22 protein-coding genes are annotated in these 25,245 nt (G+C 71.3%); 18 read left to right on the top strand and 4 right to left on the bottom strand.

Translation table 11 applies throughout. The annotated features are described in order from the left end of the window. Positions 1-171 precede the first annotated feature (171 nt). From ACFY10_RS34530 to ACFY10_RS34520, 3 genes are all read left to right on the top strand, one after another. Positions 172-1,056 (top strand): DUF5819 family protein, encoded by an 885-nt coding sequence (locus ACFY10_RS34530; RefSeq protein WP_390669181.1) that lies wholly within the window; start codon positions 172-174, stop codon positions 1,054-1,056. Next, positions 1,053-2,267: an HTTM domain-containing protein gene (locus tag ACFY10_RS34525; RefSeq protein ID WP_390669180.1), complete on the top strand. Its 1,215-nt coding sequence runs from the start codon at positions 1,053-1,055 to the stop codon at positions 2,265-2,267. The genes ACFY10_RS34530 and ACFY10_RS34525 overlap by 4 nt, the downstream gene beginning before the upstream one ends. Positions 2,268-2,335: 68 nt before the next feature. Further along, positions 2,336-3,100: a TrmH family RNA methyltransferase gene (locus ACFY10_RS34520; RefSeq protein ID WP_390669179.1), complete on the top strand. Its 765-nt coding sequence runs from the start codon at positions 2,336-2,338 to the stop codon at positions 3,098-3,100. A gap of 7 nt (positions 3,101-3,107) precedes the next feature. Here ACFY10_RS34520 and paaN read toward each other — a convergent pair whose 3' ends face one another. Then, positions 3,108-4,799 carry a phenylacetic acid degradation protein PaaN gene (gene paaN, locus ACFY10_RS34515; protein ID WP_390669178.1) on the bottom strand — a complete coding sequence of 564 codons (1,692 nt, stop codon included), beginning with the start codon at positions 4,797-4,799 and terminating at the stop codon, positions 3,108-3,110. A gap of 160 nt (positions 4,800-4,959) precedes the next feature. Between paaN and ACFY10_RS34510 the strand changes: the two genes are divergently transcribed. Both ACFY10_RS34510 and ACFY10_RS34505 read left to right on the top strand, forming a co-directional pair. Continuing rightward, the gene (locus ACFY10_RS34510) at positions 4,960-6,477 is read left to right on the top strand and encodes a 3-hydroxyacyl-CoA dehydrogenase (protein ID WP_390669177.1); all 1,518 of its coding nucleotides are present in this window, start codon (positions 4,960-4,962) and stop codon (positions 6,475-6,477) included. Continuing rightward, positions 6,474-7,064 carry a TetR/AcrR family transcriptional regulator gene (locus tag ACFY10_RS34505; RefSeq protein ID WP_390669176.1) on the top strand — a complete coding sequence of 197 codons (591 nt, stop codon included), beginning with the start codon at positions 6,474-6,476 and terminating at the stop codon, positions 7,062-7,064. The genes ACFY10_RS34510 and ACFY10_RS34505 overlap by 4 nt, the downstream gene beginning before the upstream one ends. A gap of 15 nt (positions 7,065-7,079) precedes the next feature. Here ACFY10_RS34505 and ACFY10_RS34500 read toward each other — a convergent pair whose 3' ends face one another. Next, a complete protein-coding gene (locus ACFY10_RS34500) occupies positions 7,080-7,565 on the bottom strand; it encodes an Lrp/AsnC family transcriptional regulator (RefSeq protein ID WP_390669273.1) in 486 nt (161 codons plus the stop codon). A gap of 189 nt (positions 7,566-7,754) precedes the next feature. On the opposite strand from ACFY10_RS34500, the gene pdhA (ACFY10_RS34495) reads away from it, so the two are divergent. From pdhA (ACFY10_RS34495) to ACFY10_RS34465, 7 genes are all read left to right on the top strand, one after another. Beyond that, positions 7,755-8,888, top strand: coding sequence for a pyruvate dehydrogenase (acetyl-transferring) E1 component subunit alpha (pdhA, locus tag ACFY10_RS34495; protein ID WP_390669175.1), 1,134 nt, complete (start codon positions 7,755-7,757; stop codon positions 8,886-8,888). Further along, positions 8,888-9,892 (top strand): alpha-ketoacid dehydrogenase subunit beta, encoded by a 1,005-nt coding sequence (locus ACFY10_RS34490; protein WP_390669174.1) that lies wholly within the window; start codon positions 8,888-8,890, stop codon positions 9,890-9,892. The genes pdhA (ACFY10_RS34495) and ACFY10_RS34490 overlap by 1 nt, the downstream gene beginning before the upstream one ends. Further along, positions 9,892-11,196 carry a dihydrolipoamide acetyltransferase family protein gene (locus ACFY10_RS34485; protein WP_390669173.1) on the top strand — a complete coding sequence of 435 codons (1,305 nt, stop codon included), beginning with the start codon at positions 9,892-9,894 and terminating at the stop codon, positions 11,194-11,196. The genes ACFY10_RS34490 and ACFY10_RS34485 overlap by 1 nt, the downstream gene beginning before the upstream one ends. Before the next feature lie 77 nt (positions 11,197-11,273). Continuing rightward, positions 11,274-12,215, top strand: a complete 942-nt coding sequence (locus ACFY10_RS34480) for an NTP transferase domain-containing protein (RefSeq protein WP_390669172.1) — start codon at positions 11,274-11,276, stop codon at positions 12,213-12,215. Next, positions 12,212-13,573, top strand: coding sequence for a molybdopterin molybdotransferase MoeA (locus ACFY10_RS34475; protein WP_390669171.1), 1,362 nt, complete (start codon positions 12,212-12,214; stop codon positions 13,571-13,573). The genes ACFY10_RS34480 and ACFY10_RS34475 overlap by 4 nt, the downstream gene beginning before the upstream one ends. Continuing rightward, complete coding sequence (locus tag ACFY10_RS34470; RefSeq protein ID WP_390669170.1) at positions 13,570-14,667, top strand: potassium channel family protein; 1,098 nt, start codon at positions 13,570-13,572, stop codon at positions 14,665-14,667. The genes ACFY10_RS34475 and ACFY10_RS34470 overlap by 4 nt, the downstream gene beginning before the upstream one ends. Positions 14,668-14,709: 42 nt before the next feature. After that, positions 14,710-15,690 (top strand): NAD(P)H-quinone oxidoreductase, encoded by a 981-nt coding sequence (locus ACFY10_RS34465; RefSeq protein ID WP_390669169.1) that lies wholly within the window; start codon positions 14,710-14,712, stop codon positions 15,688-15,690. Between the two features lie 14 nt (positions 15,691-15,704). Here ACFY10_RS34465 and ACFY10_RS34460 read toward each other — a convergent pair whose 3' ends face one another. Next, positions 15,705-15,866 (bottom strand): hypothetical protein, encoded by a 162-nt coding sequence (locus ACFY10_RS34460; RefSeq protein ID WP_390669168.1) that lies wholly within the window; start codon positions 15,864-15,866, stop codon positions 15,705-15,707. Between the two features lie 558 nt (positions 15,867-16,424). On the opposite strand from ACFY10_RS34460, the gene ACFY10_RS34455 reads away from it, so the two are divergent. Then, the gene (locus ACFY10_RS34455; protein ID WP_390669167.1) at positions 16,425-16,973 is read left to right on the top strand and encodes a PadR family transcriptional regulator; all 549 of its coding nucleotides are present in this window, start codon (positions 16,425-16,427) and stop codon (positions 16,971-16,973) included. Positions 16,974-17,039: 66 nt separating this feature from the next. Continuing rightward, the gene (locus ACFY10_RS34450; RefSeq protein ID WP_390669166.1) at positions 17,040-17,576 is read left to right on the top strand and encodes a bacterial proteasome activator family protein; all 537 of its coding nucleotides are present in this window, start codon (positions 17,040-17,042) and stop codon (positions 17,574-17,576) included. 78 nt (positions 17,577-17,654) lie between these two features. Here the strand turns inward: ACFY10_RS34450 and ACFY10_RS34445 are convergent, their stop codons facing one another. Beyond that, positions 17,655-19,289 (bottom strand): protein kinase, encoded by a 1,635-nt coding sequence (locus tag ACFY10_RS34445; RefSeq protein WP_390669165.1) that lies wholly within the window; start codon positions 19,287-19,289, stop codon positions 17,655-17,657. 334 nt (positions 19,290-19,623) lie between these two features. Here ACFY10_RS34445 and ACFY10_RS34440 point away from each other — a divergent pair, with 334 nt between their 5' ends. The 4 genes from ACFY10_RS34440 (at position 19,624) to ACFY10_RS34425 (ending at position 25,173) form a co-directional block, all read left to right on the top strand. Next, positions 19,624-21,219 carry a protein kinase gene (locus ACFY10_RS34440; protein ID WP_390669164.1) on the top strand — a complete coding sequence of 532 codons (1,596 nt, stop codon included), beginning with the start codon at positions 19,624-19,626 and terminating at the stop codon, positions 21,217-21,219. Between the two features lie 360 nt (positions 21,220-21,579). Continuing rightward, positions 21,580-22,758: a pyruvate dehydrogenase (acetyl-transferring) E1 component subunit alpha gene (gene pdhA, locus ACFY10_RS34435; protein WP_390669163.1), complete on the top strand. Its 1,179-nt coding sequence runs from the start codon at positions 21,580-21,582 to the stop codon at positions 22,756-22,758. Between the two features lie 2 nt (positions 22,759-22,760). Further along, entirely contained in the window at positions 22,761-23,741 is a 981-nt protein-coding gene (locus tag ACFY10_RS34430) for an alpha-ketoacid dehydrogenase subunit beta (protein ID WP_390669162.1), read from the top strand. Positions 23,742-23,751: 10 nt separating this feature from the next. Beyond that, on the top strand, positions 23,752-25,173 hold the full coding sequence (locus ACFY10_RS34425) for a dihydrolipoamide acetyltransferase family protein (RefSeq protein ID WP_390669161.1): 1,422 nt from the start codon (positions 23,752-23,754) through the stop codon (positions 25,171-25,173). Positions 25,174-25,245 lie beyond the last annotated feature (72 nt).

The raw sequence follows: 25,245 nt of genomic DNA, 5'->3' as shown, positions 1-25,245 counted from the left end.
ACGGGGCGACCTCGCGTACGCCGCGGCGAGCTCGGCCCGACAGGGGCTGTGCCGCGCGGGCGGGCCTGAGTACGGTGCCCGTGCGAGTGCGGTGGAGCGGTGCGCACAGGCGGTAGGGCGCCCCGCGGCCGGGCGGCCGGAAGACGGACCGGGATCGGGAGACGGGGCGGAATGGACGCGTACGGCACAGACTCGGACGCCCGGCACGGGCCGGACGGGCCGGGCGGTGCGCCCGAGCCGGATGGCCCGCCCGGGCCGGACAGGGCGCCTGTGCCGGACGGCCCGCCCGAGCCTGGCGGACCGGACCGGACGGGCGATCCGCGCGGTGCCGCACCGGACGCCGCCGTACTCGATCCCGGCGCTACCGCTTTCTCGGCCGTCCCTGCCGCCGGCCCGTACGCCGAACCCCGCACCGGTGTGGCCGCCCTCTCCCTGCGCTACCAGATCGGCGCCGCGCTGGCGCTCGCGGTCGTCGCCGTCGTCGCCTGTGTCCACGTCGGCATGGTCTTTCTGCACGTCGCGCCGTCGAACACGCTGACCAAGGCGCACGGCAAGGCGATCGACGACTGGATCTATCCGGAGTTCGAACAGAACTGGAAGCTCTTCGCGCCCAACCCGCTGCAGCAGAACATCGCCGTCCAGGTCCGCGCCGAGGTGCAGGCGAAGAACGGCGAGGTGCGGACCACCGGCTGGTACGACCTGTCCGCCCAGGACGGGCAGGCCATCGAGGGCAATCTGCTGCCCAGCCACACTGAGCAGAACGAACTGCGGCGGGCCTGGGACTTCTTCGTCGCCACGCACGACAGCACCAACCGTCCGGCGGGGCTGCGCGGCGCCCTGTCCGAGACGTATCTGCGCCGCATAGTGGTGCTGCGCCTGGGCCGCGACGACGCAGCCGGGAAGGGCGGGGTCATCGAGCAGGTCCAGGTCCGTTCCCGTACCACCAACGTGCCCCCGCCGAAGTGGAGCACCGAGAAGATCTCGGACAAACCCATGGACCGCGTGCTGCCCTGGTGGCCGGTCACGGCCGCCGACACCGACGGAGGCGCCCAGTGACCCGCTTCGCCCTGTCGGTCTCCGCCGCCATCGCCCGCATCACGGAATCGGCGCTCGGCCCCTACCAGACCGCCGTGATCCGCATCGGCTTCAGCGCGACCTGGCTGCTGTTCCTGCTGCGCGAGTTCCCCCACCGGGAGGAGCTGTACGGCCCCGGCGGCCCGTGGAGCTGGGACCTCGCCCAGCAGCTGATCGCGTCCAACAGTGCCTTCACGGCCCTGATGTGGTCGGACGGCCGGGGCTGGTTCGAGTTCGTGTACGCGCTCGCCGCCCTCTCGAGCGTCCTGCTGCTGCTCGGCTGGCGCACCCGCACCATGTCCGTGCTGTTCATGATCGGTGTGCTCTCGCTGCAGAACCGCAGCGTCTTCATGGGGGACGGCGGCGACAACGTCCTGCACCTGATGTCCGTCTATCTCGTGTTCACGCGCTGCGGGCAGGTCTGGTCGCTTGACGCACGGCGGGCAGAGCGCGCGCGTGAGGCACGCGCGCGTGGAGAGCACGTTTCCGACCGGGTCGGCCCGGCTCTGTGGGCTGTCCTCGGGTTCGCGCTGATCGTGGTGACGGCCGGCGGCCGGTTCGACGGAGCCGACCCGACCGTGCCCGTGATCCTGTGGGGCGCCTGGCTCGCGCAGGCCGTGTGGTGGGTGGTCGGGCGCCGGGCGAAGAGCAGGGAGCCCGGGATCCTGCTGGACGTCGTTGCCAACATCGTCCACAACGGCGCCCTCTTCGTGATCATGACCGAGGCCTGTCTGATCTACGCCACGGCCGGCTGGTACAAGATCCAGGGCACCCGCTGGCAGGACGGCACCGCGGTCTACTACCCGCTCCACCTCGACTACTTCTCGCCCTGGCCCGCGCTCGCCGACCTGCTGTCGTCCAGCGGCACGATGGTGATGCTCGTGACGTACGGGACCGTCATCGTGCAGGTCGCCTTCCCGTTCACGCTGTTCAACCGGCGGGTCAAGAACGTCCTGCTGGCGGCCATGATGACCGAGCACGCCGTGATCGCCGTGGTCCTCGGCCTGCCGTTCTTCTCGCTGGCGATGATCGCGACGGACGCGGTCTTCCTGCCGACGTCGCTGCTGCTCAGGCTGGGCGGCTGGGCGGCACGCGCGCGTGGCCGCGTCCTCGCCCGCGGCGGCCGTACGACGCCGTCCGGACCGCGTGCCCCGGAGAGCCCCGAGCCCACGCAGGTGAGCTCCACGGCGTGAGCCCCGAGCACATGCACGCGTGCTCCACGGCGTGAGCCCAGGTCCCACGCGCACGTAGGCTGCACGCCATGACCGACCCCACCCCCGACCCCGTGAGCGCCTGGCGCCGGCTCGCCGGTACCTGCGTGCTGCTCGACGGTTTCCATGCCCTCAAGCACGCCGTGCGCTTCGGAGCCGAGGTCCCGGTGGCGGTCACCGCCGACCGACAGGCGGCGCTCGCCCTCGCCGACGAGCTGGCACCCGATGTGCGGGACACGCTGGCCGGACTCCTCATCGAAGTGCCGGAGCCGACGTATCAGGGCCTGGTGCCCCGCCCGCATCCCACCGCCGTCGCCGCCTTGGCCGTACGACCGCCTCGCGCGGCCAATCTCGAGAAGCTGGCGCACACCCCCCGCACCGCCCCCGTCGTGGTCCTGGACAACCCCCGCAATCTCGGCAACGCGGGTGCCGTGATCCGCCTGGCCGCCGGGTTCGGTGCGACCGGCGTGGTCACCACCGGCACGCTCGACCCCTGGCATCCGACGGTGGTCCGCGGCGGTGCGGGACTGCACTTCGCGACCGCCGTTGAACGGCTAGCCGTCGACGAGCTGCCGGCGGGCCCGCTGTTCGCCCTCGACCCGGAGGGCGACGACATCCGGGGCGTCAAGCTCCCGGACGACGCCGTCCTCGCCTTCGGCTCCGAGCGCAGCGGCCTGTCCGCCGAACTACGCGTGCGTACCGACCACTTGCTGTCGCTGCCGATGCGCCCCCAGGTCTCCAGCTACAACCTCGCGACCAGTGTGGCCATGACGCTGTACCACTGGAGCGCGACCGGGGGCGCGATCAACTCCTAGGCCCTGCCTAGGCCTCCCGGCGAACCTCGACAACCCGGAACCGGTTCGCCACAAATGCGCCGTCGCACAGTGCGGCGTTCGCCGCCGGGTTGCCCCCGGACCCGTGGAAGTCCGAGAACGCGGCCGTCTGGTTGACGTACACCCCGCCCGTGAGGTTCAGCGACAGCTGGGCGGCCTCCTCCAGGCAGACCTCCTGGACCGTCTGCTCGACCTCCTCGTCGGTCGTGTACGCACCGACCGTCATCGCGCCCTTCTCACGGATCGTGCGCCGCAGCAGCTCCGCGGCGTCCGCCGCCGAGTCGACCGCGACGGCGAAGGAGACGGGGCCGAAGCACTCGCTCATGTAGGCGGCCTCGTCGTCGGGCTTGGCGCCGTCCAGTTTCACGATCACGGGCGTGCGCACGACCGCGTCCGGGAACTCCGGGTTGCTGATCTCCCTTGATGCCAGGGCGACTTCACCGAGACCGGCCGCCGCCTCCAGGCGGGCCTTCACGTCCGGGTTGACGATCGCGCCGAGCAGGGCGTTCGCGCGCGTGTCGTCGCCGAGGAGGCCGTCGACGGAACGGGCGAGGTCGGCGACCACCTCGTCGAAGGTCTTGGGGCCCTCGTCGGTGCGGATGCCGTCGCGGGGGATCAGCAGGTTCTGCGGGGTCGTGCACATCTGGCCGCTGTACAGGGACAGGGAGAAGGCCAGGTTGGAGAGCATGCCCTTGTAGCTTGCGGTGGAGTCCACGAGCACCGTGTTGACGCCGGCCTTCTCCGTGTAGACCTGCGCCTGGCGGGCGTTGGCCTCCAGCCAGTCGCCGAACGCCGTCGAGCCCGTGTAGTCGATGATCCGGATCTCCGGGCGGGTGGCCAGCGTCTTCGCGATGCCCTCGCCGGGGCGCTCGGCGGCCAGCGCCACCAGGTTCGGGTCGAAGCCCGCCTCGGCGAGCACCTGGCGCGCGACCTGCACGGTGAGTGCCAGCGGCAGCACCGCGCGCGGGTGGGGCTTCACCAGGACCGCGTTGCCGGTGGCGAGAGACGCGAACAGGCCGGGATAGCCGTTCCACGTCGGGAAGGTGTTGCAGCCGATCACCAGTGCGACCCCGCGCGGGACCGCCGTGAACTGCTTGGTCAGCGCGAGCGGGTCGCGCTTGCCCTGGGGCTTGGTCCACTCCGCGGTGTCGGGTGTGCGGACCTGCTCCACGTACGAGTAGGCCACCGCCTCCAGGCCGCGGTCCTGTGCGTGCGGGCCACCCGCCTGGAACGCCATCATGAACGCCTGGCCGGAGGTGTGCATGACCGCGTGCGCGAACTCGTGCGTCCGGTCGCTGATCCGCTTGAGGATCTCCAGACACACCACCGCGCGCGCCTCCGCGCCGGCGTCGCGCCACGCGCGCTGTCCGGCCTTCATGGCGGGCAGCAGCTCGTCGACGTCCGCATGCGGGTAGGTCACGCCCAGCTCGATGCCGTACGGCGACACCTCGGCGCCCACCCAGTCGTCCGTGCCGGGCTGGCCGAGGTCGAGGCGGGTGCCCAGGAGCGCGTCGAACGCGGCCTTGCCCGCCGCCGCGTCCAGGCTGCCGTTCTCGCCGTACGCCTTGGGATGTTCGGGGTGCGGGGACCAGTACGCGCGTGTGCGGATCGCTTCCAGCGCCTGGTCGAGGGTGGGCCGGTGCTTCGCGATCAGCTCGTGCGTGGTCAGGTCGGCGGCCATGCGGGACCAACTCCTCGTCTTGTGAACTCTTCGTCGAGCTCATGACCTGGGCAGAAACATGGGCAGGAACAGCCGGTCAGAGTTAGAGTAACCGAACGATCGGTCGGGACAAGGGGGTCCGCCGCATCTGTGGAAAACCCCGTGCGGGAGGATCGCGCACATGACAGCACTCGACCTCAGCAGCCCCGTGGCCGTCGTCGGCACCGGCACCATGGGCCAGGGCATCGCCCAGGTCGCACTGGTCGCAGGCCATCGCGTACGGCTCTACGACGCCGCTGCCGGGCGCGCCCGGGAAGCGGCCGCGGCGATCGGCGCCCGCCTCGACCGGCTCGTCGAGAAGGACCGGCTCACGGCCGCCGACCGGGACGCGGCACGAGACCGTCTGCTGCCTGCCGAGAACCTGGCCGACCTTGCGGACTGCTCCCTGGTCGTCGAGGCCGTCCCGGAACAGCTGGACGCCAAGCAGGGCCTGTTCCGTGAGCTGGAGGACATCGTCGGCGAGGACTGTCTGCTCGCCACCAACACCTCCTCCCTGTCCGTCACCGCCATCGGCGGCGCCCTGCGCAACCCCGGCCGCTTCCTCGGCCTGCACTTCTTCAACCCCGCACCGCTGCTCCCCCTCGTCGAGGTCGTCTCCGGGTTCGCCACCGACGTGTCGTCGGCCACGCGCGCGTACGAGATGGCGCGCGCCTGGGGCAAGACACCGGTCGCCTGTGCCGACACCCCCGGCTTCATCGTCAACCGCATCGCCCGGCCCTTCTACGCAGAGGCTTTCGCGGTGTACGAGGCCCAGGGCGCCGACCCCGCCACCATCGACGCGATCCTGCGCGAGTCGGGCGGCTTCAAGATGGGTGCCTTCGAACTGACCGACCTCATCGGGCAGGACGTCAACGAGTCCGTCACCCACTCCGTATGGCGGTCCTTCTTCCAGGACGTGCGTTTCACGCCTTCGCTCGCCCAGCAGCGCCTCGTCGAGTCGGGCCGGCTCGGCCGCAAGAGCGGTCAGGGCTGGTACGACTACGGCGACGACGCCGAGCGCCCCGAGCCGCACACCGCGGAACCCGCACAGCAGCCCGCGTACGTCGTCGCCGAGGGCGACCTGGGCCCCGCCTCCGAGCTGCTCGCGCTGATCCGCGAGGCGGGCATCGCCGTGCGCGAGGAGGAAGAGGACCACGGCACCCGCCTGGTGCTGCCGAGCGGCGGCCAGCTGGCGCTCGCCGACGGCCAGACCTCGGTCGAGTTCCGGGACGTCGTCTACTTCGACCTCGCGCTCGACTACCGCAGGGCCACCCGCATCGCCCTGTCGGCCTCCCAGGACACGTCGCCGCAGACCCTCGCCGAAGCCACCGGCCTCTTCCAGGCGCTCGGCAAGGACGTCAGCGTCATCGGCGACGTCCCGGGCATGATCGTCGCCCGCACGGTCGCCCGGATCGTCGACCTCGCGCACGACGCCGTCGCCAAGGGCGTGGCCACCGAGGAGGACATCGACACCGCGATGCGCCTGGGCGTCAACTACCCGCTCGGGCCCTTCGAGTGGAGCCGCAGGCTCGGCCGCAACTGGGCGTACGCCCTCCTCGACGACCTGCACCTGCGCGACCCCTCCGGGCGCTACGCGCCGTCCCTGGCGCTGTACCGGCACGCGTACGCCTCCGACAAGCGGGAGGGCAGCACGTCATGACCACCGCCAAGCGCGACACGTACACGCCGGAGACGCTGCTGTCCGTCGCCGTCCAGGTCTTCAACGACCGCGGCTACGACGGCACCTCCATGGAGCACCTCTCCAAGGCGGCCGGCATCTCCAAGTCGTCGATCTACCACCATGTGGCCGGCAAGGAGGAGCTGCTGCGCCGGGCCGTCAGCCGGGCGCTCGACGGGCTCTTCGGGATCCTCGACGAGGAGCACGCGCGCGTGGGGCGTGCCGCCGAACGCCTGGAGTACGTCGTGCGGCGCATGGTCGAGGTGCTGATCGGCGAACTGCCGTATGTGACGCTGCTGCTGCGTGTGCGCGGCAACACGGGCACCGAGCGGTGGGCCCTGGAGCGGCGCCGCGACTTCGACCACCAGGTGGCCGAGCTGCTGAAGGCGGCGGCCGCCGACGGGGAGGTACGCGGGGACGTGGAGGTGCGGCTCGCGACAAGGCTCGTCTTCGGGATGATCAACTCGATCGTCGAGTGGTACCGGCCCGACGGGCGGGGCGTGAGCGAGCGCGAAGTGGCCGATGCGGTCGTGCAGTTGGTCTTCGGAGGGCTCCGCAAGGAGGCCTGAGCGGCCGCGCAGCGCTCAGCCCTGCGGCTCCAGGTCCTCTTCCTCGAACACCAGCAGCGTGCGTGTGCTGAGCACTTCGGGCATCGCCTGGAGACGGGTGAGCACCAGCTCGCGCAGCGCCCTGTTGTCCGACGTGTGCACCAGCAGCAGTACGTCGAAGTCGCCGCCCACCAGGGCGATGTGGGAGGCCCCGGGCAGCTGTCGGAGCTGCTCGCGCACCGTGCGCCACGAGTTCTGGACGATCTTCAGGGTGATGTACGCCGAGGTGCCCTGACCTGCGCGCTCGTGGTTGACGCGGGCGCCGAAGCCGCGGATGACGCCGTCCTCGATGAGGCGGTTGATACGCGCGTAGGCGTTGGCGCGTGAGACATGCACCCGTTCCGCGACCGACCGTATCGACGCGCGGCCGTCCGCCTGGAGCATCTGGAGGATGTCCAGATCGATGGCGTCGAGAGGCCGCGGCTGCGGCAGGGGACCGCCGCCCTCCGGCCCCTCGGCCATTTGTTCAGGTGCCATGTCCCCCCGCCTCCCTACCATGGACGTACTGCGTTCATTTCAGGTTGTGGAGAACCGTTTGTCCACAGCCTGAAGGTGCCTGTAGCCAAAATGTGCCGACGACCGAACAATCGGTAGGTGAGGCGCATCACACCCGTGGCGCGCCTGAAGCCGCTCCCACGAGGAGGTGCCGTCATGACGGTCATGGAGCAGCGGGGCGGGTATCGGCCATCGCCGCCCCCCGCCTGGCAGCCCCGCACGGACCCCGCGCCGCTGCTGCCCGACGCGGAGCCCTACCGCGTCCTCGGCACCGAGGCCGCCGCGAAGGCCGACCCGGCCCTGCTGCGCCGCCTGTACGCCGAACTGGTCCGCGGGCGCAGGTACAACGCGCAGGCGACCGCCCTCACCAAGCAGGGCCGCCTCGCCGTCTACCCGTCCAGCACCGGCCAGGAGGCCTGCCAGGTCGCCGCCGCGTTCGCCCTGCACGAGCGGGACTGGCTCTTCCCCAGCTACCGCGACACTCTCGCCGCGGTCGCCCGCGGCCTGGACCCCGTCCAGGCGCTCACCCTTCTGCGGGGCGACTGGCACACCGGCTACGACCCGCACGAACACCGCGTGGCCCCCCTGTGCACCCCGCTTGCCACCCAGCTCCCGCACGCCGTCGGCCTCGCGCACGCCGCCCGCCTCAAGGGCGACGACGTGGTCGCGCTCGCCCTGGTCGGCGACGGCGGCTCCAGCGAGGGCGACTTCCACGAGGCGCTGAACTTCGCCGCCGTCTGGCAGGCCCCGGTCGTCTTCCTCGTCCAGAACAACGGCTTCGCGATCTCCGTCCCGCTCGCCAAGCAGACCGCGGCCCCGTCGCTGGCCCACAAGGCCGTCGGCTACGGCATGCCCGGCCGCCTGGTCGACGGCAACGACGCGGCCGCCGTGCACGAGGTCCTCACCGATGCCGTGCGGCACGCGCGCGAGGGCGGCGGACCCACCCTGATCGAGGCGATCACGTACCGCGTGGACGCCCACACCAACGCCGACGACGCGACCCGCTACCGCGGCGACACCGAGGTCGAGGCCTGGCGCGCGCACGACCCCATCGCGCTCCTGGAGCACGAACTGACCGAGCGCGGCCTGCTCGACGACGACGGCATACGGGCCGCCCGCGACGCCGCCGAGACCATGGCCGCCGACCTGCGCGAGCGCATGAACCAGGACCCGGTGCTCGACCCGATGGACCTGTTCGCCCACGTGTACGCCGAGCCCACCGGGCAACTGCGCGAACAGCAGGCCCAGTTGCGGGCAGAGCTGCACGCGGAACAGGAAGGCGGCCACTGATGACCACCGTCGCCCTCAAGCCGGCCACCATGGCGCAGGCGCTCACGCGCGCGCTGCGCGACGCCATGGCCGCCGACCCCACCGTGCACGTCATGGGCGAGGACGTCGGCACCCTCGGCGGTGTCTTCCGCGTCACCGACGGCCTCGCCAAGGAGTTCGGCGAGGACCGCTGCACGGACACCCCGCTGGCCGAGGCGGGCATCCTCGGCACCGCGGTCGGCATGGCGATGTACGGCCTGCGCCCGGTCGTGGAGATGCAGTTCGACGCGTTCGCCTACCCGGCCTTCGAGCAGCTGATCTCGCACGTCTCCCGCATGCGCAACCGCACCCGCGGCACGATGCCGCTCCCGCTCACCATCCGCGTCCCCTACGGCGGCGGCATCGGCGGCGTCGAGCACCACAGCGACTCCTCCGAGGCGTACTACATGGCGACTCCGGGGCTCCATGTCGTCACGCCCGCCACCGTCGCCGACGCCTACGGCCTGCTGCGCGCCGCCATCGCCTCCGACGACCCGGTCGTCTTCCTCGAACCCAAGCGCCTGTACTGGTCCAAGGATTCCTGGAACCCGGAGCACCCGACGGACGTTGAACCGATAGGCCGCGCGGTGGTGCGGCGCTCGGGCCGGAGCGCCACCCTCGTCACCTACGGACCGTCCCTGCCCGTCTGCCTCGAAGCCGCCGAGGCCGCGCGGGCCGAGGGCTGGGACCTCGAAGTCGTCGATCTGCGCTCCCTGGTGCCGTTCGACGACGAGACGGTCTGCGCCTCGGTACGGCGGACCGGGCGCGCGGTCGTCGTACACGAGTCGGGCGGGTTCGGCGGCCCGGGCGGGGAGATCGCGGCCCGTGTCACGGAGCGCTGCTTCCACCACCTGGAAGCACCGGTGCTGCGCGTGGCAGGGTTCGACATCCCCTACCCACCGCCGATGCTGGAGCGCCACCACCTGCCCGGCGTGGACCGGATCCTGGATGCCGTGGGGCGTCTGCAGTGGGAGGCCGAGAGCTGATGGCACAGGTGCTGGAATTCAAGCTCCCCGACCTCGGGGAGGGGCTCACCGAGGCGGAGATCGTCCGTTGGCTGGTGGAGGTCGGCGACGTCGTCGCGGTCGACCAGCCGGTCGTCGAGGTAGAGACGGCCAAGGCGTTGGTCGATGTCCCCTGCCCCTACGGGGGTGTGGTCACCGCCCGCTTCGGCGAGGAGGGCACGGAACTGCCCGTCGGGGCACCGCTGTTGACGGTCGCGGTCGGACCGGCGGCCTCCGGCGCCGAAACCGAGGGTTCGGGCAATGTGCTGGTGGGATACGGCACTTCGGAGGCACCCGCGCGACGCCGGAGGGTACGGCCGGGACAGGCGGCACCCGCGGCTCCCCGGGAGGCGAACGGAAACGCCGGTGCACGCGAGACGGCGGACGGACCCGTTCCCGTGATCTCGCCGCTGGTGCGCAGGCTCGCCCGGCAGAACGGCCTGGACCTCAAGGAGATGACAGGCTCCGGCCCCGACGGGCTGATCCTGCGCGCGGACGTCGAGTACGCGCTGCGTGCCGCCGAGGCACAGGGACGGACGGCGGAGCCGACCGCCGAACCCCAGGCGCCCCCGCCGACCCCCATCACAGCACCCGGTACCGCCCTTCGCATCCCCCTCAAGGGCATCCGGGGCGCCGTCGCCGACAAGCTCTCCCGCAGCCGCCGCGAGATACCGGACGCGACCTGCTGGGTGGACGCCGACGCGACCGAGCTCATGCGCGCGCGTGCCGCCATGAATGCGGCCGGCGGGCCGAAGATCTCCCTCCTCGCCCTGCTGGCCCGCATCTGCACGGCCGCCCTCGCCCGGTTCCCCGAGCTCAACTCCACGGTCGACATGGAGGCCAGGGAGGTCGTCCAGCTCGACCACGTCCACATCGGCTTCGCCGCGCAGACCGAGCGAGGCCTCGTCGTCCCGGTCGTACGGGACGCACACGCGCGCGACGCCGAGGCGCTCACCGCGGAGTTCGCCCGCCTGACCGAGGCGGCCCGCACGGGCAGCCTCACGCCAGGGGAACTCACCGGCGGCACCTTCACGTTGAACAACTACGGCGTCTTCGGTGTCGACGGCTCCACGCCGATCATCAACCACCCCGAGGCCGCCATGCTCGGCGTCGGCCGCATCGTCCCCAAGCCGTGGGTGCACGAGGGCGAGCTCGCCGTGCGCCAGGTCGTCCAGCTCTCGCTCACCTTCGACCACCGGGTGTGCGACGGCGGCACGGCGGGCGGCTTCCTGCGGTACGTGGCGGACTGCGTGGAACAGCCCGCGGTCCTGCTGCGCACGCTGTGACGGCGAGGGCGCCCACACCCTCCCCGCGATGACGCCCACACGTTCCCTGTGATCGCGACGGCACGCATACTCGGGGGATGACCTCGTACGAGCCCTCCGGCGACAGCGGCGCCGACCCGCCGTACGACGCGTACGACGCCGTCGTGCTCGCCGGGGGCGCCGCCCGGCGGCTCGGCGGCGCTGACAAGCCCGGTGTACGTGTCGGCGGCCGAGCGCTGCTCGACCGGGTGCTGACCGCCTGCGCCGACGCCCGTACGACCGTCGTCGTCGCCGGCGCCCGGCCCACCGCCCGGCCCGTGCTGTGGGCCCGCGAGGACCCGCCCGGCGGCGGACCCCTTGCGGCGCTCGGCGCCGGGCTGCACCACACCACGGCCGAGCAGACCGTCGTCCTCTCCGCCGACCTGCCGTTCCTCGGGGCGGCCACCGTGCGGCGGCTGCTGAGCGCGCTGCGCGCGAGCGACGCCGAAGGCGTCCTGCTCACCGACGCCGACGGCCGTGACCAGCCCCTCGTGGCCGCCTACCGCACGCAGGCGCTGCGCCGCGAACTGGCCGCCCTCTCCACCGAGCAGGGCAGCCTCACCGGGCTGCCGCTGCGCCGGCTGACCGCCGCCCTCCACCTCACCCGCGTCCCGGACCCCGTCGCCTCCTTCGACTGCGACACCTGGGACGACATCGCCACCGCCAGGGCACGCATCAGGGAGCATGGGCACGTGTTGGATGAATGGATTTCCGCAGCCAAGGACGAGCTGGGCATCGACCTAGACGTCGACACCGGCATCCTGCTCGACCTCGCCCGCGACGCCGCCCACGGAGTGGCCAGGCCCGCGGCACCACTGACCACCTTCCTCGTCGGCTACGCGGCCGCCCAGGCCGGAGGGGGCCCCGAAGCCGTCGCCGAAGCCACCCGCAAGGCCGTGGCCCTCGCCCTGCGCTGGGCCGCCGAGGCGGACGAGGCCGCCGGCGCCAAGCCCGGTACCGACCCCGACGCCACCCCCTACACCCGCCCGGACGCCGGATGACCGCCCGCTCCACCCCCACCGGCGAGGACATCGAAGACCTCGACGTCGAGGAGGTGCTCGCCCTGGTGAAGGACCCCGACAACCGCACCCCCGGCGACTCCGTACCCGCCCCGCAGGGTGCCCACCACGCCGCGCCGCACAAGTCCGACGCCCACCACAAGGCCACCTCCTGGCCCGAAGCCCGGGTGATCGCCGCACGCGCCGCCCGGTCCGGCGCCCGCCGCCCCCTCGTCTCGGTCCCCCTCGAGGCCTCCCTCGGCCTCACCCTCGCCGCCCCCCTCACGGCCCTCACCGACCTGCCCTCCTTCGACACCTCCGCGATGGACGGATGGGCGGTCGCGGGACCCGGCCCCTGGGACGTACGGGGCGAGGGCGTCCTGGCCGGACACGCCGAGGCCGAAGCCCTCACCGACGGCGAGGCCGTCCGTATCGCCACCGGCGCCCGCATCCCCCCCGACACCACCGCCGTGATCCGCAGCGAACACGGCCGCACCGACGACAAGGGCCGCCTGCACGCCACCCGCGACATGCAGCACGGCCAGGACATCCGCCCCCGCGGCCAGGAGTGCCGCACCGGCGACCAGCTCCTCCCCGTCGGCGCCCTCGTGACCCCGGCCGTACTCGGCCTCGCCGCGGCCGCCGGCTACGACACCGTCACCGCCGTCCCCCGCCCCCGCGTCCAAGTCCTCGTCCTGGGCGACGAGTTGCTCACCGAAGGGCGACCGCACGACGGCCTGATCAGGGACGCCCTCGGCCCGATGCTGCCGCCCTGGCTGCGGGCGCTGGGCGCCGAGGTGACGTCCGTACGAAGGCTCGGCGACGACGCAAAGGCCCTGCGCAAGGCCATCACAGGCTCCGAAGCCGACCTGATCGTCACCACCGGCGGCACTGCCTCCGGCCCCGTCGACCACGTCCACCCCATCCTGGAGCGGATCGGCGCCGAGCTCCTCGTCGACGGCGTGAAGGTGCGCCCCGGCCACCCCATGCTGCTGGCCCGCACCAAGGAGAACCAGCACCTCGTCGGCCTGCCCGGCAACCCCCTCGCCGCCGTCTCCGGTCTGCTCACCCTCGCCGAACCCCTGCTGCGCACGCTCGCCGCACGTCCCGCCCCGGAGCCGTACACCCTGCCGCTCCAGGACGGGGCACACGGGCACCCGCACGACACCCGGCTCATCCCCGTCGTGCTGCGCGGCGACAGCGCCGTACCGCTGCACTACAACGGTCCGGCCATGCTGCGCGGCATCGCGGCGGCCGACGGCCTCGCCGTCGTACCACCGGGCGGCTCCCGCCCAGGTCAGGAGCTGGAACTCCTCGACCTGCCCTGGGCGTCCGCCGGAATCGGGGTGTGTTTCACGTGAAACTTCCGGGCCATGACGCGATCGCCCGCCAAGCGGACGAACATCTCGTGACCCATCGGGTGAAACTGCCGAGGAAGGTGGTCGAGCGGCCGATCCGCCAGGTCGCCAAACGGCTGTTACTGGCCCTGGCGGTCCTGCTCGCGACCGCCCTGATCGTCTACGCCGACCACGACGGCTACAACGACAACTCCGACGGATCGGTCGACCTGCTCGACGCCTTCTACTACGCGACCGTCACCCTTTCCACCACGGGATACGGCGACATCACACCGGTCAGTGACGGCGCACGGCTCACCAACATCTTCGTCATCACGCCGCTGCGCGTGCTCTTCCTGATCATCCTGGTCGGCACCACGCTCGAGGTCCTCACCGAACGCACGCGTGAGGAATGGCGCCTGAACCGCTGGAGGTCCACGTTGCGAGATCACACCGTCGTCGTCGGCTTCGGGACGAAGGGGCGCTCGGCGATCCGGACCGTGTGTGCGACGGGGCTGAAGAAGGAGCAGGTCGTCGTGGTCGACCCGGCCGCCGAGGTCATCGACGCCGCGACGGCCGACGGCTACGCCGGTGTCCTGGGGGACGCGACGCGCAGCGACGTGCTCAAGCGGGCCGAGGTGCACCGGGCGCGGCAGATCATCATCGCCACCCAGCGCGACGACACCGCCGTACTCGTCACGCTGACGGCTCGGCAGCTCAACCGCGGGGCGAAGATCGTGGCCGCGGTGCGCGAGGAGGAGAACGTGCCGCTGCTCCAGCAGTCCGGCGCCGACGCGGTCATCACCAGCGCCGGCGCCGCCGGCCGTCTGCTCGGCCTGTCCGTGCTCAGCCCCGCGGCCGGCATGGTCATGGAGGACCTCATCCAGCAGGGCAGCGGGCTCGACATGATCGAGCGGACGGTCATAAAGGCCGAGGTCGGCAAGACACCGCGAGAGACCGAGGACCTGGTCGTGAGCGTCGTACGCGGGCACCGGGTGCTCGGATACGACGATCCGGCCGTCGGGACACTGCAGTTGACGGACCGGCTGATCACGATCGTGCGGGCGTCGCCGGGCGCACAGGTCGCATCCGGCGTCCGGCCCTTCCGACAGGGCTGACACCTACCGGTACAGCGAGGGGGAGGGAGTAGCGTCCCCTTCATGCATGCGATCACGATTCCCGAACCTGGTGGGCCCGAGGCGCTGGTGTGGGACGAGGTCCCGGATCCGGTGGCCGGTGAGGGCGAGGTCCTGGTCGAGGTGGTGGCCGGCGCCGTCAACCGCGCCGACATCCTGCAGCGGCAGGGCTTCTACGACCCGCCGCCCGGCGCGTCCCGCTACCCCGGTCTGGAGTGCTCCGGCCGGGTGGCCGCGCTCGGTCCCGGAGCCTCCGGCTGGGCCGTCGGCGACGAGGTGTGCGCCCTGCTCGCCGGCGGCGGCTACGCCGAGAAGGTCGCGATCCCGGCCGGCCAGCTGCTGCCCGTCCCCAAGGGCGTCGACCTCAAGCAGGCGGCCGCGCTCCCCGAGGTGGTCTGCACGGTCTGGTCCAACGTCTTCATGGTCGCCCATCTGCGCCCCGGCGAGACGCTGCTCGTGCACGGTGGCTCCAGCGGCATCGGCACCATGGCGATCCAGCTGGCCAAGGCCGTCGGCGCCAAGGTCGCCGTCACTGCGGGCACCAAGGAGAAGCTGGAGCGGTGCGCCGAACTGGGCGCCGACATCCTGATCAACTACCGGGAGCAGGACTTCGTCGCCGAGGTCAAGAAGGCCACGGACGGTGCGGGCGCCGACGTCATCCTCGACAACATGGGCGCGAAGTACCTGGACCGAAACGTCCAGACGCTCGCCGTCAACGGCCGTCTCGCGATCATCGGCATGCAGGGCGGCATCAAGGGCGAACTGAACATCGCCGCGCTCCTGAACAAGCGGGCCGCCGTCAGTGCGACCTCGCTGCGCGCCCGTCCGCTCGACGAGAAGGCGGCGATCGTCGCGGCCGTACGCGAGCACGTGTGGCCCCTGCTCGACGCCGGCCACGTCCGCCCGGTCGTCGACCGCGAAATCCCGATGAACGACGCGGCGGCGGCCCACCGGGTCGTGGAGGAGAGCGGACACGTGGGCAAGGTGCTGCTGGTCGTGCCCTGAATTGCCCGAGTTCCCTATGCCCGTCGCATCCGCAGGCCGATGAAGGCGAGTCCCAGGCCGAGCCCGATCAGGACCAGTCCGCTGCCCAGCGGCAGGATCCGCAGAACGGGCTCGGCGGGCTGCGCGGCCTGCGTGGCGCCCTGCTGTCCGGGGCGCTGCGGGGGCTTGGAGGGCACCAGTCCGGCCTCCGCGGGCGGTGACGCGGAGGCGTCCGCGCCCGTGTCCTCCCCCGCTGGGTGGGCCGTGTTCCGGCTCTGGTCCCCCTCGTCCGAGGAATCGCCCGTGGACTCCGCCGGTGGCGTCTCCCGCCGCCCGGGCCGCTCCCGCCCCTCACCCGCCCGGCTCCCGGCACGCGACGGCTCGGGGGAGGTGGCAGAGGAGGCGGAGGCGGAGGCAGAGGCAGATCGGGAAGCAGCCGCAGGGGCGCCGGCAGCGGGCGTGCGCCCAGCGTCATACGTCGATACGGCCCCGTGCGTCGAAAAGCTCCCGTGCGTCGATACGGCCCCGTACGACGCAACAGCCCCGTACGACGCAACAGCCCCGTACGACGCAACAGCCCCGTACGACGAACCACTCCCGCACGTAAACGCGAGTACGCCCGCCCCCACCCCCACCACCAGTCCAGCCCCCTTCAAAGCACTCAGCCATGGATTCACGCCCCAAGCGTCACATTGCCCCGTACTTCCGGCATTCCGGGTTCCGCCAAAAATCCGAACCCGCTGCACAATCCGGGTATGTCGATTCGTCATGGGCTGCTGGCGCTCCTCGAACACGGCCCCCGCTACGGCTCACGGCTGCGCACGGAGTTCGAGGCGCGCACGGCCGGCACCTGGCCGCTGAACATCGGGCAGGTCTATACGACCCTCGGCCGGCTGGAGCGGGACGGGATGGTCGTCCAGGACGGCGAGGACCAGGCCGGGCGGGTGCTGTACGCGCTGACGGAGGCGGGCCGGGCCGAGCTGCGGTCCTGGTTCGCGCGTCCCGTTCAGCGGGCCGCTCCGCCGCGCGACGAGCTGGCGATCAAGCTGGTCCTGGCGGTCGGGGCGCCCGGCGTCGACGTACGGAAGGTCGTCGAGGCGCAGCGCCGGCATGTGGCTCAGGCGCTGCACGAGTACGTGCGGCAGCGGGCGCAGGCGCTCGCGCGGGGGCCCGGGCATCCGGACGAGCTGGCGCGGCTGCTCGTCCTGGAGCAGCTCATCTGTCACACCGAGGCCGAGATCCGCTGGCTCGACCACTGCGAGGCCCGGCTGCTGCGGCTGAGGACGGAAACTCCCGCACCGTAAACGGTGGATCACCCTCCACAGGGGGCACCACGGTGATGAGATGCACGCGTGCGAGAGAATGGCGGCATGGAGATGCCGAGGAACGAACGGTCGCCGGAGACCCCCCAGATCCTGGTCGTGGGCCAGGACGGCATGGCAATCGGCGGTGGAGACGACGACTCTCGCGAGATTCCGGTGACGGAGCAGGTCGAGCAGCCGGCCAAGGTGATGCGGATCGGCAGCATGATCAAGCAGCTCCTGGAGGAGGTGCGCGTCGCTCCTCTGGACGAGGCGAGCCGGGTCCGGCTCAAGGAGATCCACCGCAGCTCGGTGAAGGAGCTGGAGGACGGGCTGGCGCCGGAGCTGGTCGAGGAACTGGAGCGGCTCTCGCTGCCCTTCACGGACGACGGCACGCCCAGCGACGCCGAACTGCGCATCGCGCAGGCCCAGTTGGTGGGCTGGCTGGAGGGCCTCTTCCACGGGATCCAGACCACGCTGTTCGCCCAGCAGATGGCCGCGCGGGCCCAGTTGGAGCAGATGCGGCGCGCGCTGCCGCCGGGCGTCGGCCACGAGATGGGCGAGGACGGCCACACGGCCGGCCGCTCGGGCGGACCGTACCTGTAGCCACGCAAGCGACCAGCTACGCAAGCGAAAGGGCCCGGCGGCCGAAACCGCCGGGCCCTTCGTATGCGCGCTCCGGGATCAGGACGGGTTGCCGGTCGAGACGTCGAGCTTGATCACGACCTTGTCCGGGTCGACGTCCGAGCCGGCCTCGGGGGACTGGTCGATCACCGCGCCCTCGCCATACGTGTTCTCGTTGTAGTCGTTGACGACCAGCGACCAGCCCGCGGCCTTCACGCACTCCCTGACCGACTCGATGTACTTGAACCGGAAGTCGGGAACCCGGATCTTGTTCTCGTCGGTGTACGACTCCTGGGGCTCCGTGCACTCCGTCGAGTCGATCACCTTCGTCGTGTCCGGCCCGCGCCAGTCCGCCGCATGGGTCGCCGAAGCACTCGCGCTGCTGCTGGTGCCGCCGCCCTTGCCCTCGTTGCCTCCGCTGCCCCCGTTGAGCGCCAGTGCCGCGATCAGGCCGCCGACGGCGATGATCGAGACGACGATCGTGCCGATGACCACCGACTTGTTGCTCCTGCCGCCGCCCGAGGGCGCGGAGGGCCTGTGCTGGGGCGTGATGTTGTACGGCGGCGGGGTCTGCGGCTGCGCGTACGGGGACGGCGTCCGGTAGCCGCCCTGCTGCGGGTAGCCGTACGCCGGGGAAGGAGGAGGCGTCGGGGCGCTGTACGGGTTGGGGGTCGGCGGCTGGGGCGGCTGGTACGGCGTCTGTACGGGGCCCGGCTGCGCCGGGGGTGCCTGGCCGACCGGCGGGAACACCGCGGCGCCGACGCCGGTGCCGCTCTGGGTGCGCGCGCCCGGCACGATGCTCGGCGGGGCGGCCTGGAAGGACGCGGCCACACGCAGGCACTCGCCACGCATGGACTCGGAGCTCGGGAAGCGCTCGTTCGGGTTCTTCTTCAGCGCGCGGGCAACCAGCGCGTCCACCGCGGGCGGCAGCGCCCGGTTGACCGACGAAGGAGTCACCGGCTCCTCCTGCACATGCGCGTACGCGATCGCGAGCGGCGAGTCCGCCTCGAACGGCAGCCGCCCGGTGACCAGTTGGAACAGCATGATGCCGACCGAGTAGAGGTCGGACCGGGCGTCCACGCTCCGCCCCAGCGCCTGCTCCGGCGACAGATACTGCGGGGTGCCGACGACCATGCCGGTCTGTGTCATCGACGTCACACCGGACTGCATGGCGCGCGCGATGCCGAAGTCCATCACCTTGACGACACCGCGCTTGGTGACCATCACGTTGCCCGGCTTGATGTCCCGGTGGACCAGGCCCATCTCGTGGCTGATCTCCAGCGCCGCCAGAACGTCCGCGGTGATCTTCAGCGCCTTGTCGGCCGGCATCGCGCCGAACTGCCGTACGTCCTCGTCGAGCACCGAGCCCAGCGGGCGGCCCTCGACGTACTCCATGACGATGTACGGCGTCGTCATCCCGTCGAGGCTGTCCTCGCCGGTGTCGAAGACCGAGACGATATTGGTGTGCGTGAGCTTGGCCACGGCCTGGGCCTCGCGGCGGAAACGCTCGCGGAAGGCCTGCTCCCGGCCGAGTTCGGTGTGCAGCGTCTTGATCGCGACCTGGCGGTCGAGCACGGAGTCGTACGCGAGGTGCACGGAGGCCATGCCGCCCTCGCCGAGGAGGTCGCGCAGCTGATAGCGGCCGCCGGCGAGCGCCCGCCCCGGATACCGGCCCTGTGCGCCGTCCTGGCTCATGTTCCGCTTCCCCCGTGGGCCTTGAGGCGCCGTTGACCGCCGATGATCCAAAGTGCTATTCCCGGCCAAGTCTGCCCCAGGGCACTGACACGTCAAGCGCGGTGCCCGATCCGTGACCGTTAGCGATAGAAGCGTCGCGGGAGCGTTACAGAGGCTGTACGGGCGGTACACAGAACTTGCACGCACAGACGAAGTGACGGTTTGATGGCCGGTCCGTCCTGTGCCGGTTCCGGCCCCCTTCTCGGACCGGCGGCTTGCGTTGAGGCTGTAGCGTGGCCGACGGAGACCGTAACAACACCGCGCGCACCGCGGGCAGAAACGACGGCGAGGACTGATGGCACAGCAGCAGCGCGCCCAGGGCCCGTCCGACCCCGAGGCGGCTGGCGGCGGTATGTCAGATGCGCCGGAAATGTGGGGTAACGGCGGGCTGGTCGGGGACGGCCGGTACCGGCTGACCCGCAGACTCGGCCGGGGCGGCATGGCAGAGGTTTTCGCCGCGGAGGACGTGCGCCTCGGGCGCACCGTCGCGGTCAAGCTGCTCCGTGCCGACCTCGCCGAGGACCCGGTCTCCAAGGCCCGCTTCACGCGCGAGGCCCAGTCGGTGGCCGGCCTCAATCACCATGCGATCGTCGCCGTGTACGACTCCGGCGAGGACATGGTGTCCACCGGCGGCTTCGCCACGGGGGGCGCCCACTCGGTGCCGTACATCGTGATGGAGATCGTCGAGGGCCGCACCATCCGCGATCTGCTGATCAACGCCGAGGCGCCCGGTCCGGAGCAGGCACTGATCATCGTCTCCGGCGTGCTGGAGGCGCTCGCCTACTCGCACCAGCACGGCATCGTGCACCGCGACATCAAGCCCGCGAACGTGATCATCACGCACACCGGTGCGGTGAAGGTGATGGACTTCGGCATCGCCCGTGCCCTGCACGGCGCGCAGTCGACGATGACGCAGACCGGCATGGTCATGGGCACGCCGCAGTACCTCTCCCCGGAGCAGGCCCTCGGCAAGGCCGTCGATCACCGCTCCGACCTGTATGCGACGGGCTGCCTCCTCTACGAACTCCTCGCGCTGCGGCCCCCGTTCACGGGTGAGACCCCGCTGTCGGTGGTCTACCAGCACGTCCAGGACATCCCGACGCCGCCGTCCGAGGTCTCCGACGCCGTGCCGCCGGAGCTCGACGGCCTCGTCATGCGCTCGCTCGCGAAGGAGCCGGACGACCGCTTCCAGACCGCCGAGGAGATGCGCGGGCTCGTCCAGTACGGGCTGCAGATGCTGTACGACCAGGGCGGCCACACCGGCACCTGGAACACCGGCCCGGTCGCCGTGCACGAGGGCCGGCACACCCCGGCGTCGGGCTTCGCGAGCACGACGGTGCTGCCGCACCCCGGCGTCTCCTCCGGTACGACGCAGATTCCGCAGCCGATCCTGCCCACCGGCTACGGCGGCGGGGACGACGGCGGCTTCGAGGGGCACGGCAACAAGGGCAGCGGCCGCGGCAAGCTGTGGATCCTCGCCGTCCTCGCGGTGATCGCCATCGCCGCGGGGGTCGCGTTTGCGCTGAACCACGGCGGTGGCGGGGGCGGTGGCAGCGGCACCTCGCAGTCGCCGACCACCTCGCCGACCAGCAAGGACACCGCCACCGAGTCGCCCACCGACACCACCACCGACGAGCCGACGGACACGTCCACGGACACCGGCACCGGCACGAGCTCGGGGTCCGGCTCCTACACGCCGTCGTACACGCCGTCGTACACCCCCTCCCAGACCGCCAGCAGCGAGCCCACCGACGAGCCGACGGACACGCCGACGTCTGCGGAGCCGACGGACGATCCGACCCCGTCGACCCCGCCGACGTCCAACCCGACGGACCCGGCGGACGGCGGCACCGACAGCGGTGCGACAGGCGGCACGGCGGGCGTCGGCTGACCCGGCGATTCCGGCCTGCATGATCCTCGTCCCTGATCCTGATCCTGCTCGAGGTGAACTCTTCCGGTGACGAGGGTCACCGGGATAACGTGCCGTTGTTCCGGCCCCCTGCAAGGCTGTGACCAGGAAGAGTTCCCGACTTTCGCGATTTACTTGGAAATCCAAGCAAAAACGCAGGTCAGGAGGGGTTTCACAGAAATGTGGAGCACTGGGTAACGTGCCTTTTGCAGGGCGCTCGCCGGGGCACCTGTCACGCCTGTTCCCGACCGGGCCGCACCCACCCCGTGCGCCCGTAGGGGTTCAGGTGAGCCGCACTGGCGCCCGGCGAACCCGGGTAGCCGGACCGACGGAGGAGCACACGTGACCGTGGAGAGCACTGCCCCGCGCAAGCCGCGACGCAGCGCCGGAACCAAGAGCACGGCCGGCAAGCGCACGACCGCAACGAACACGCCGGGCACCGAGCCCGAGCTGGTACAGCTGCTGACGCCCGAGGGCGAGCGCGTGAAGAACGCCGAATACGACAAGTACGTCGCCGGCATCACCCCCGATGAGCTCCGCGGCCTGTACCGCGACATGGTGCTCACCCGCCGCTTCGACGCCGAGGCCACCTCCCTGCAGCGCCAGGGCGAGCTGGGCCTGTGGGCCTCGCTGCTCGGCCAGGAGGCCGCCCAGATCGGCTCAGGGCGCGCCACCCGCGAGGACGACTACGTCTTCCCGACCTACCGCGAGCACGGCGTCGCCTGGTGCCGCGGGGTCGACCCGACCAACCTGCTGGGCATGTTCCGCGGCGTGAACAACGGCGGCTGGGACCCCAACAGCAACAACTTCCACCTGTACACGATCGTCATCGGCTCCCAGACGCTGCACGCCACGGGCTATGCGATGGGCGTGGCCAAGGACGGCGCGGACAGCGCGGTCATCGCCTACTTCGGCGACGGCGCGAGCAGCCAGGGCGACGTCGCCGAGTCCTTCACCTTCTCCGCGGTCTACAACGCCCCCGTGGTGTTCTTCTGCCAGAACAACCAGTGGGCGATCTCCGAGCCCACCGAGAAGCAGACCCGCGTACCGCTCTACCAGCGTGCGCAGGGCTACGGCTTCCCCGGCGTCCGGGTCGACGGCAACGACGTACTGGCCTGCCTCGCGGTGACGAAGTGGGCCCTGGAGCGTGCCCGCAGCGGCGAGGGCCCCACCCTCGTCGAGGCGTACACGTACCGCATGGGAGCCCACACCACCTCCGACGACCCGACGAAGTACCGGGCCGACGAGGAGCGCGAGGCCTGGGAGGCGAAGGACCCGATCCTGCGGCTTCGCCGGTACCTGGAGGCTTCAAACCACGCGGACGAGGGATTCTTCGCGGAACTCGAGGCCGAGAGCGAGGCGTTGGGCAAACGAGTGCGTGAGGCGGTCCGCGCCATGCCGGACCCGGACCACTTCGCCATCTTCGAGCACGCCTACGCGGACGGGCACGCGCTCGTCGACGAGGAGCGAGCCCAGTTCGCCGCCTACCAGGCGTCGTTCGCAGAGGAAGAGGGGGTCTGATCATGGCAATCGAAAAGCTGGCCCTGGCCAAGGCGATCAACGAGTCGCTGCGCCGTGCCCTGGACTCCGACCCCAAGGTCCTCATCATGGGTGAGGACGTGGGCAAGCTCGGTGGCGTGTTCCGCGTGACGGACGGCCTCCAGAAGGACTTCGGCGAGAGCCGCGTCATCGACACCCCCCTCGCCGAGTCGGGCATCGTCGGCACCGCGATCGGTCTGGCCCTGCGCGGCTACCGCCCGGTGGTGGAGATCCAGTTCGACGGCTTCGTCTTCCCGGCCTACGACCAGATCGTCACGCAGCTCGCGAAGATGCACGCCCGCTCGCTGGGCAAGGTCAAGCTCCCGGTCGTCGTGCGCATCCCCTACGGCGGCGGCATCGGCGCGGTCGAGCACCACTCCGAGTCCCCCGAGGCCCTCTTCGCGCACGTGGCGGGCCTGAAGATCGTCAGCCCCGCCAACGCGTCGGACGCGTACTGGATGATGCAGCAGGCCATCCAGAGCGACGACCCGGTGATCTTCTTCGAGCCCAAGCGGCGCTACTGGGACAAGGGCGAGGTCAACACCGAGGCCATCCCCGGCCCGCTGCACAAGGCGCAGGTGGTCCGCGAGGGCACCGACCTCACGCTCGTCGCCTACGGCCCGATGGTGAAGCTCTGCCAGGAGGTCGCCGACGCGGCCGCCGAGGAGGGCAAGAACCTGGAGGTCCTGGACCTGCGCTCGGTGTCCCCGCTGGACTTCGACGCCATCCAGGCGTCGGTGGAGAAGACCCGCCGCCTGGTGGTGGTCCACGAGGCCCCGGTGTTCTTCGGCTCGGGCGCGGAGATCGCCGCCCGCATCACGGAGCGCTGCTTCTACCACCTGGAGGCACCGGTCCTCAGGGTCGGCGGCTACCACGCCCCGTACCCGCCGGCCCGCCTGGAGGAGGAGTACCTGCCGGGCCTGGACCGGGTGCTCGACGCCGTCGACCGCGCCCTGGCGTACTGAGGAGAGGGTCGTGACGACGATGACGGAAGCGTCCGTACGCGAGTTCAAAATGCCGGACGTCGGCGAGGGCCTCACCGAGGCCGAGATCCTCAAGTGGTACGTCCAGCCCGGCGACCAGGTCACCGACGGCCAGGTGGTGTGCGAGGTCGAGACCGCGAAGGCGGCGGTGGAACTGCCCATCCCGTACGACGGGGTGGTCCGCGACCTGCACTTCCCCGAGGGCACCACGGTGGAGGTGGGCACGCCGATCATCGCGGTGGACGTGTCGGGCGGCGCCGCTGCTCCCGCCCCGGCGCCGGCCGAGACCGCTGCTCCCGCCGCTGCCCCCGCCGAGGAGAAGAAGCCGGAGGGCTCCGGACGCCAGCCGGTGCTCGTCGGCTACGGCGTTGCCGCGTCCTCCACCAAGCGCCGCCCGCGCAAGGGTCCCGAGGTCGTGGTCTCCGAGGCCTCGACGGCGGTTCAGAAGGAGCTCAACGGCCACGGGCCGGCTCCGGCCGCACCTGCACCGGCCGAGAAGCCCCGCCCGCTCGCCAAGCCGCCGGTGCGCAAGCTGGCGAAGGACCTGGGCGTCGACCTCGCGACCGTGGTCCCGTCCGGCCCGGACGGCATCATCACGCGCGAGGACGTGCACGCGGCGGTGGCGCCGCCGGCCGCGGAGCCGGTGACGGCTGTGACGGCTCCGGCTGTTTCCGTGCCCCCGGCCCCGGCCCCGGTCGCGACGTACGACACGGCGCGTGAGACCCGTATCCCGATCAAGGGCGTCCGCAAGGCCACGGCGGCCGCGATGATCGGCTCGGCGTTCACGGCGCCGCACGTCACGGAGTTCGTGACGATCGACGTGACCCGCACGATGAAGCTGGTCGAGGAGCTCAAGCAGGACAAGGAGTTCGCGGGACTGCGCGTGAACCCCTTGCTGCTGATCACCAAGGCGCTGCTGGTCGCCATCAAGCGCAACCCGGACATCAACGCGTCCTGGGACGAGGCGAACCAGGAGATCGTGCTCAAGCACTACGTCAACCTGGGCATCGCCGCGGCGACGCCGCGCGGCCTGATCGTCCCGAACATCAAGGATGCGCACGCCAAGACGCTTCCCCAACTGGCCGAATCCCTGGGCGAGTTGGTGTCGACGGCTCGCGAGGGCAAGACGTCCCCGGCGGCCATGCAGGGCGGCACGGTGACCATCACCAACGTCGGCGTCTTCGGCGTCGACACGGGCACGCCGATCCTCAACCCCGGTGAGTCCGCGATCCTCGCAATCGGCGCGATCAAGCTCCAGCCGTGGGTCCACAAGGGCAAGGTGAAGCCGCGCCAGGTGACAACCCTGGCGCTCAGCTTCGATCACCGGCTGGTGGACGGGGAGTTGGGCTCGAAGGTGCTGGCTGATGTGGCGGCGATTCTGGAGCAGCCGAAGAGGTTGATCACCTGGGCGTGACGGGTCCGGCACGATAGGTTGAACGCTGAAGGGACGGCCGCAAATTCGCGTTGCGGCCGCCCCTTCAGTTAC

Source organism: Streptomyces sp. NPDC001401, from assembly GCF_042895385.1.
In the GTDB taxonomy this organism is placed as follows: domain Bacteria; phylum Actinomycetota; class Actinomycetes; order Streptomycetales; family Streptomycetaceae; genus Streptomyces.
This window is presented reverse-complemented; position numbering and strand designations above follow the sequence as displayed.

Bases quoted from the DNA above. Each gene is read 5' to 3' on its own strand.
- ACFY10_RS34465 (WP_390669169.1), top strand. From the start codon at position 14,710: ATGCATGCGATCACGATTCCCGAACCTGGTGGGCCCGAGGCGCTGGTG.
- ACFY10_RS34455 (WP_390669167.1), top strand. From the start codon at position 16,425: ATGTCGATTCGTCATGGGCTGCTGGCGCTCCTCGAACACGGCCCCCGC.
- ACFY10_RS34490 (WP_390669174.1), top strand. From the start codon at position 8,888: ATGACCACCGTCGCCCTCAAGCCGGCCACCATGGCGCAGGCGCTCACG.
- pdhA (WP_390669175.1), top strand. From the start codon at position 7,755: ATGACGGTCATGGAGCAGCGGGGCGGGTATCGGCCATCGCCGCCCCCC.
- ACFY10_RS34430 (WP_390669162.1), top strand. From the start codon at position 22,761: ATGGCAATCGAAAAGCTGGCCCTGGCCAAGGCGATCAACGAGTCGCTG.
- ACFY10_RS34450 (WP_390669166.1), top strand. From the start codon at position 17,040: ATGGAGATGCCGAGGAACGAACGGTCGCCGGAGACCCCCCAGATCCTG.
- ACFY10_RS34440 (WP_390669164.1), top strand. From the start codon at position 19,624: ATGGCACAGCAGCAGCGCGCCCAGGGCCCGTCCGACCCCGAGGCGGCT.
- ACFY10_RS34520 (WP_390669179.1), top strand. From the start codon at position 2,336: ATGACCGACCCCACCCCCGACCCCGTGAGCGCCTGGCGCCGGCTCGCC.
- ACFY10_RS34485 (WP_390669173.1), top strand. From the start codon at position 9,892: ATGGCACAGGTGCTGGAATTCAAGCTCCCCGACCTCGGGGAGGGGCTC.
- ACFY10_RS34505 (WP_390669176.1), top strand. From the start codon at position 6,474: ATGACCACCGCCAAGCGCGACACGTACACGCCGGAGACGCTGCTGTCC.
- ACFY10_RS34445 (WP_390669165.1), bottom strand. From the start codon at position 19,289: ATGAGCCAGGACGGCGCACAGGGCCGGTATCCGGGGCGGGCGCTCGCC.
- ACFY10_RS34530 (WP_390669181.1), top strand. From the start codon at position 172: ATGGACGCGTACGGCACAGACTCGGACGCCCGGCACGGGCCGGACGGG.
- ACFY10_RS34475 (WP_390669171.1), top strand. From the start codon at position 12,212: ATGACCGCCCGCTCCACCCCCACCGGCGAGGACATCGAAGACCTCGAC.
- ACFY10_RS34510 (WP_390669177.1), top strand. From the start codon at position 4,960: ATGACAGCACTCGACCTCAGCAGCCCCGTGGCCGTCGTCGGCACCGGC.
- paaN (WP_390669178.1), bottom strand. From the start codon at position 4,799: ATGGCCGCCGACCTGACCACGCACGAGCTGATCGCGAAGCACCGGCCC.
- ACFY10_RS34500 (WP_390669273.1), bottom strand. From the start codon at position 7,565: ATGGCCGAGGGGCCGGAGGGCGGCGGTCCCCTGCCGCAGCCGCGGCCT.
- ACFY10_RS34480 (WP_390669172.1), top strand. From the start codon at position 11,274: ATGACCTCGTACGAGCCCTCCGGCGACAGCGGCGCCGACCCGCCGTAC.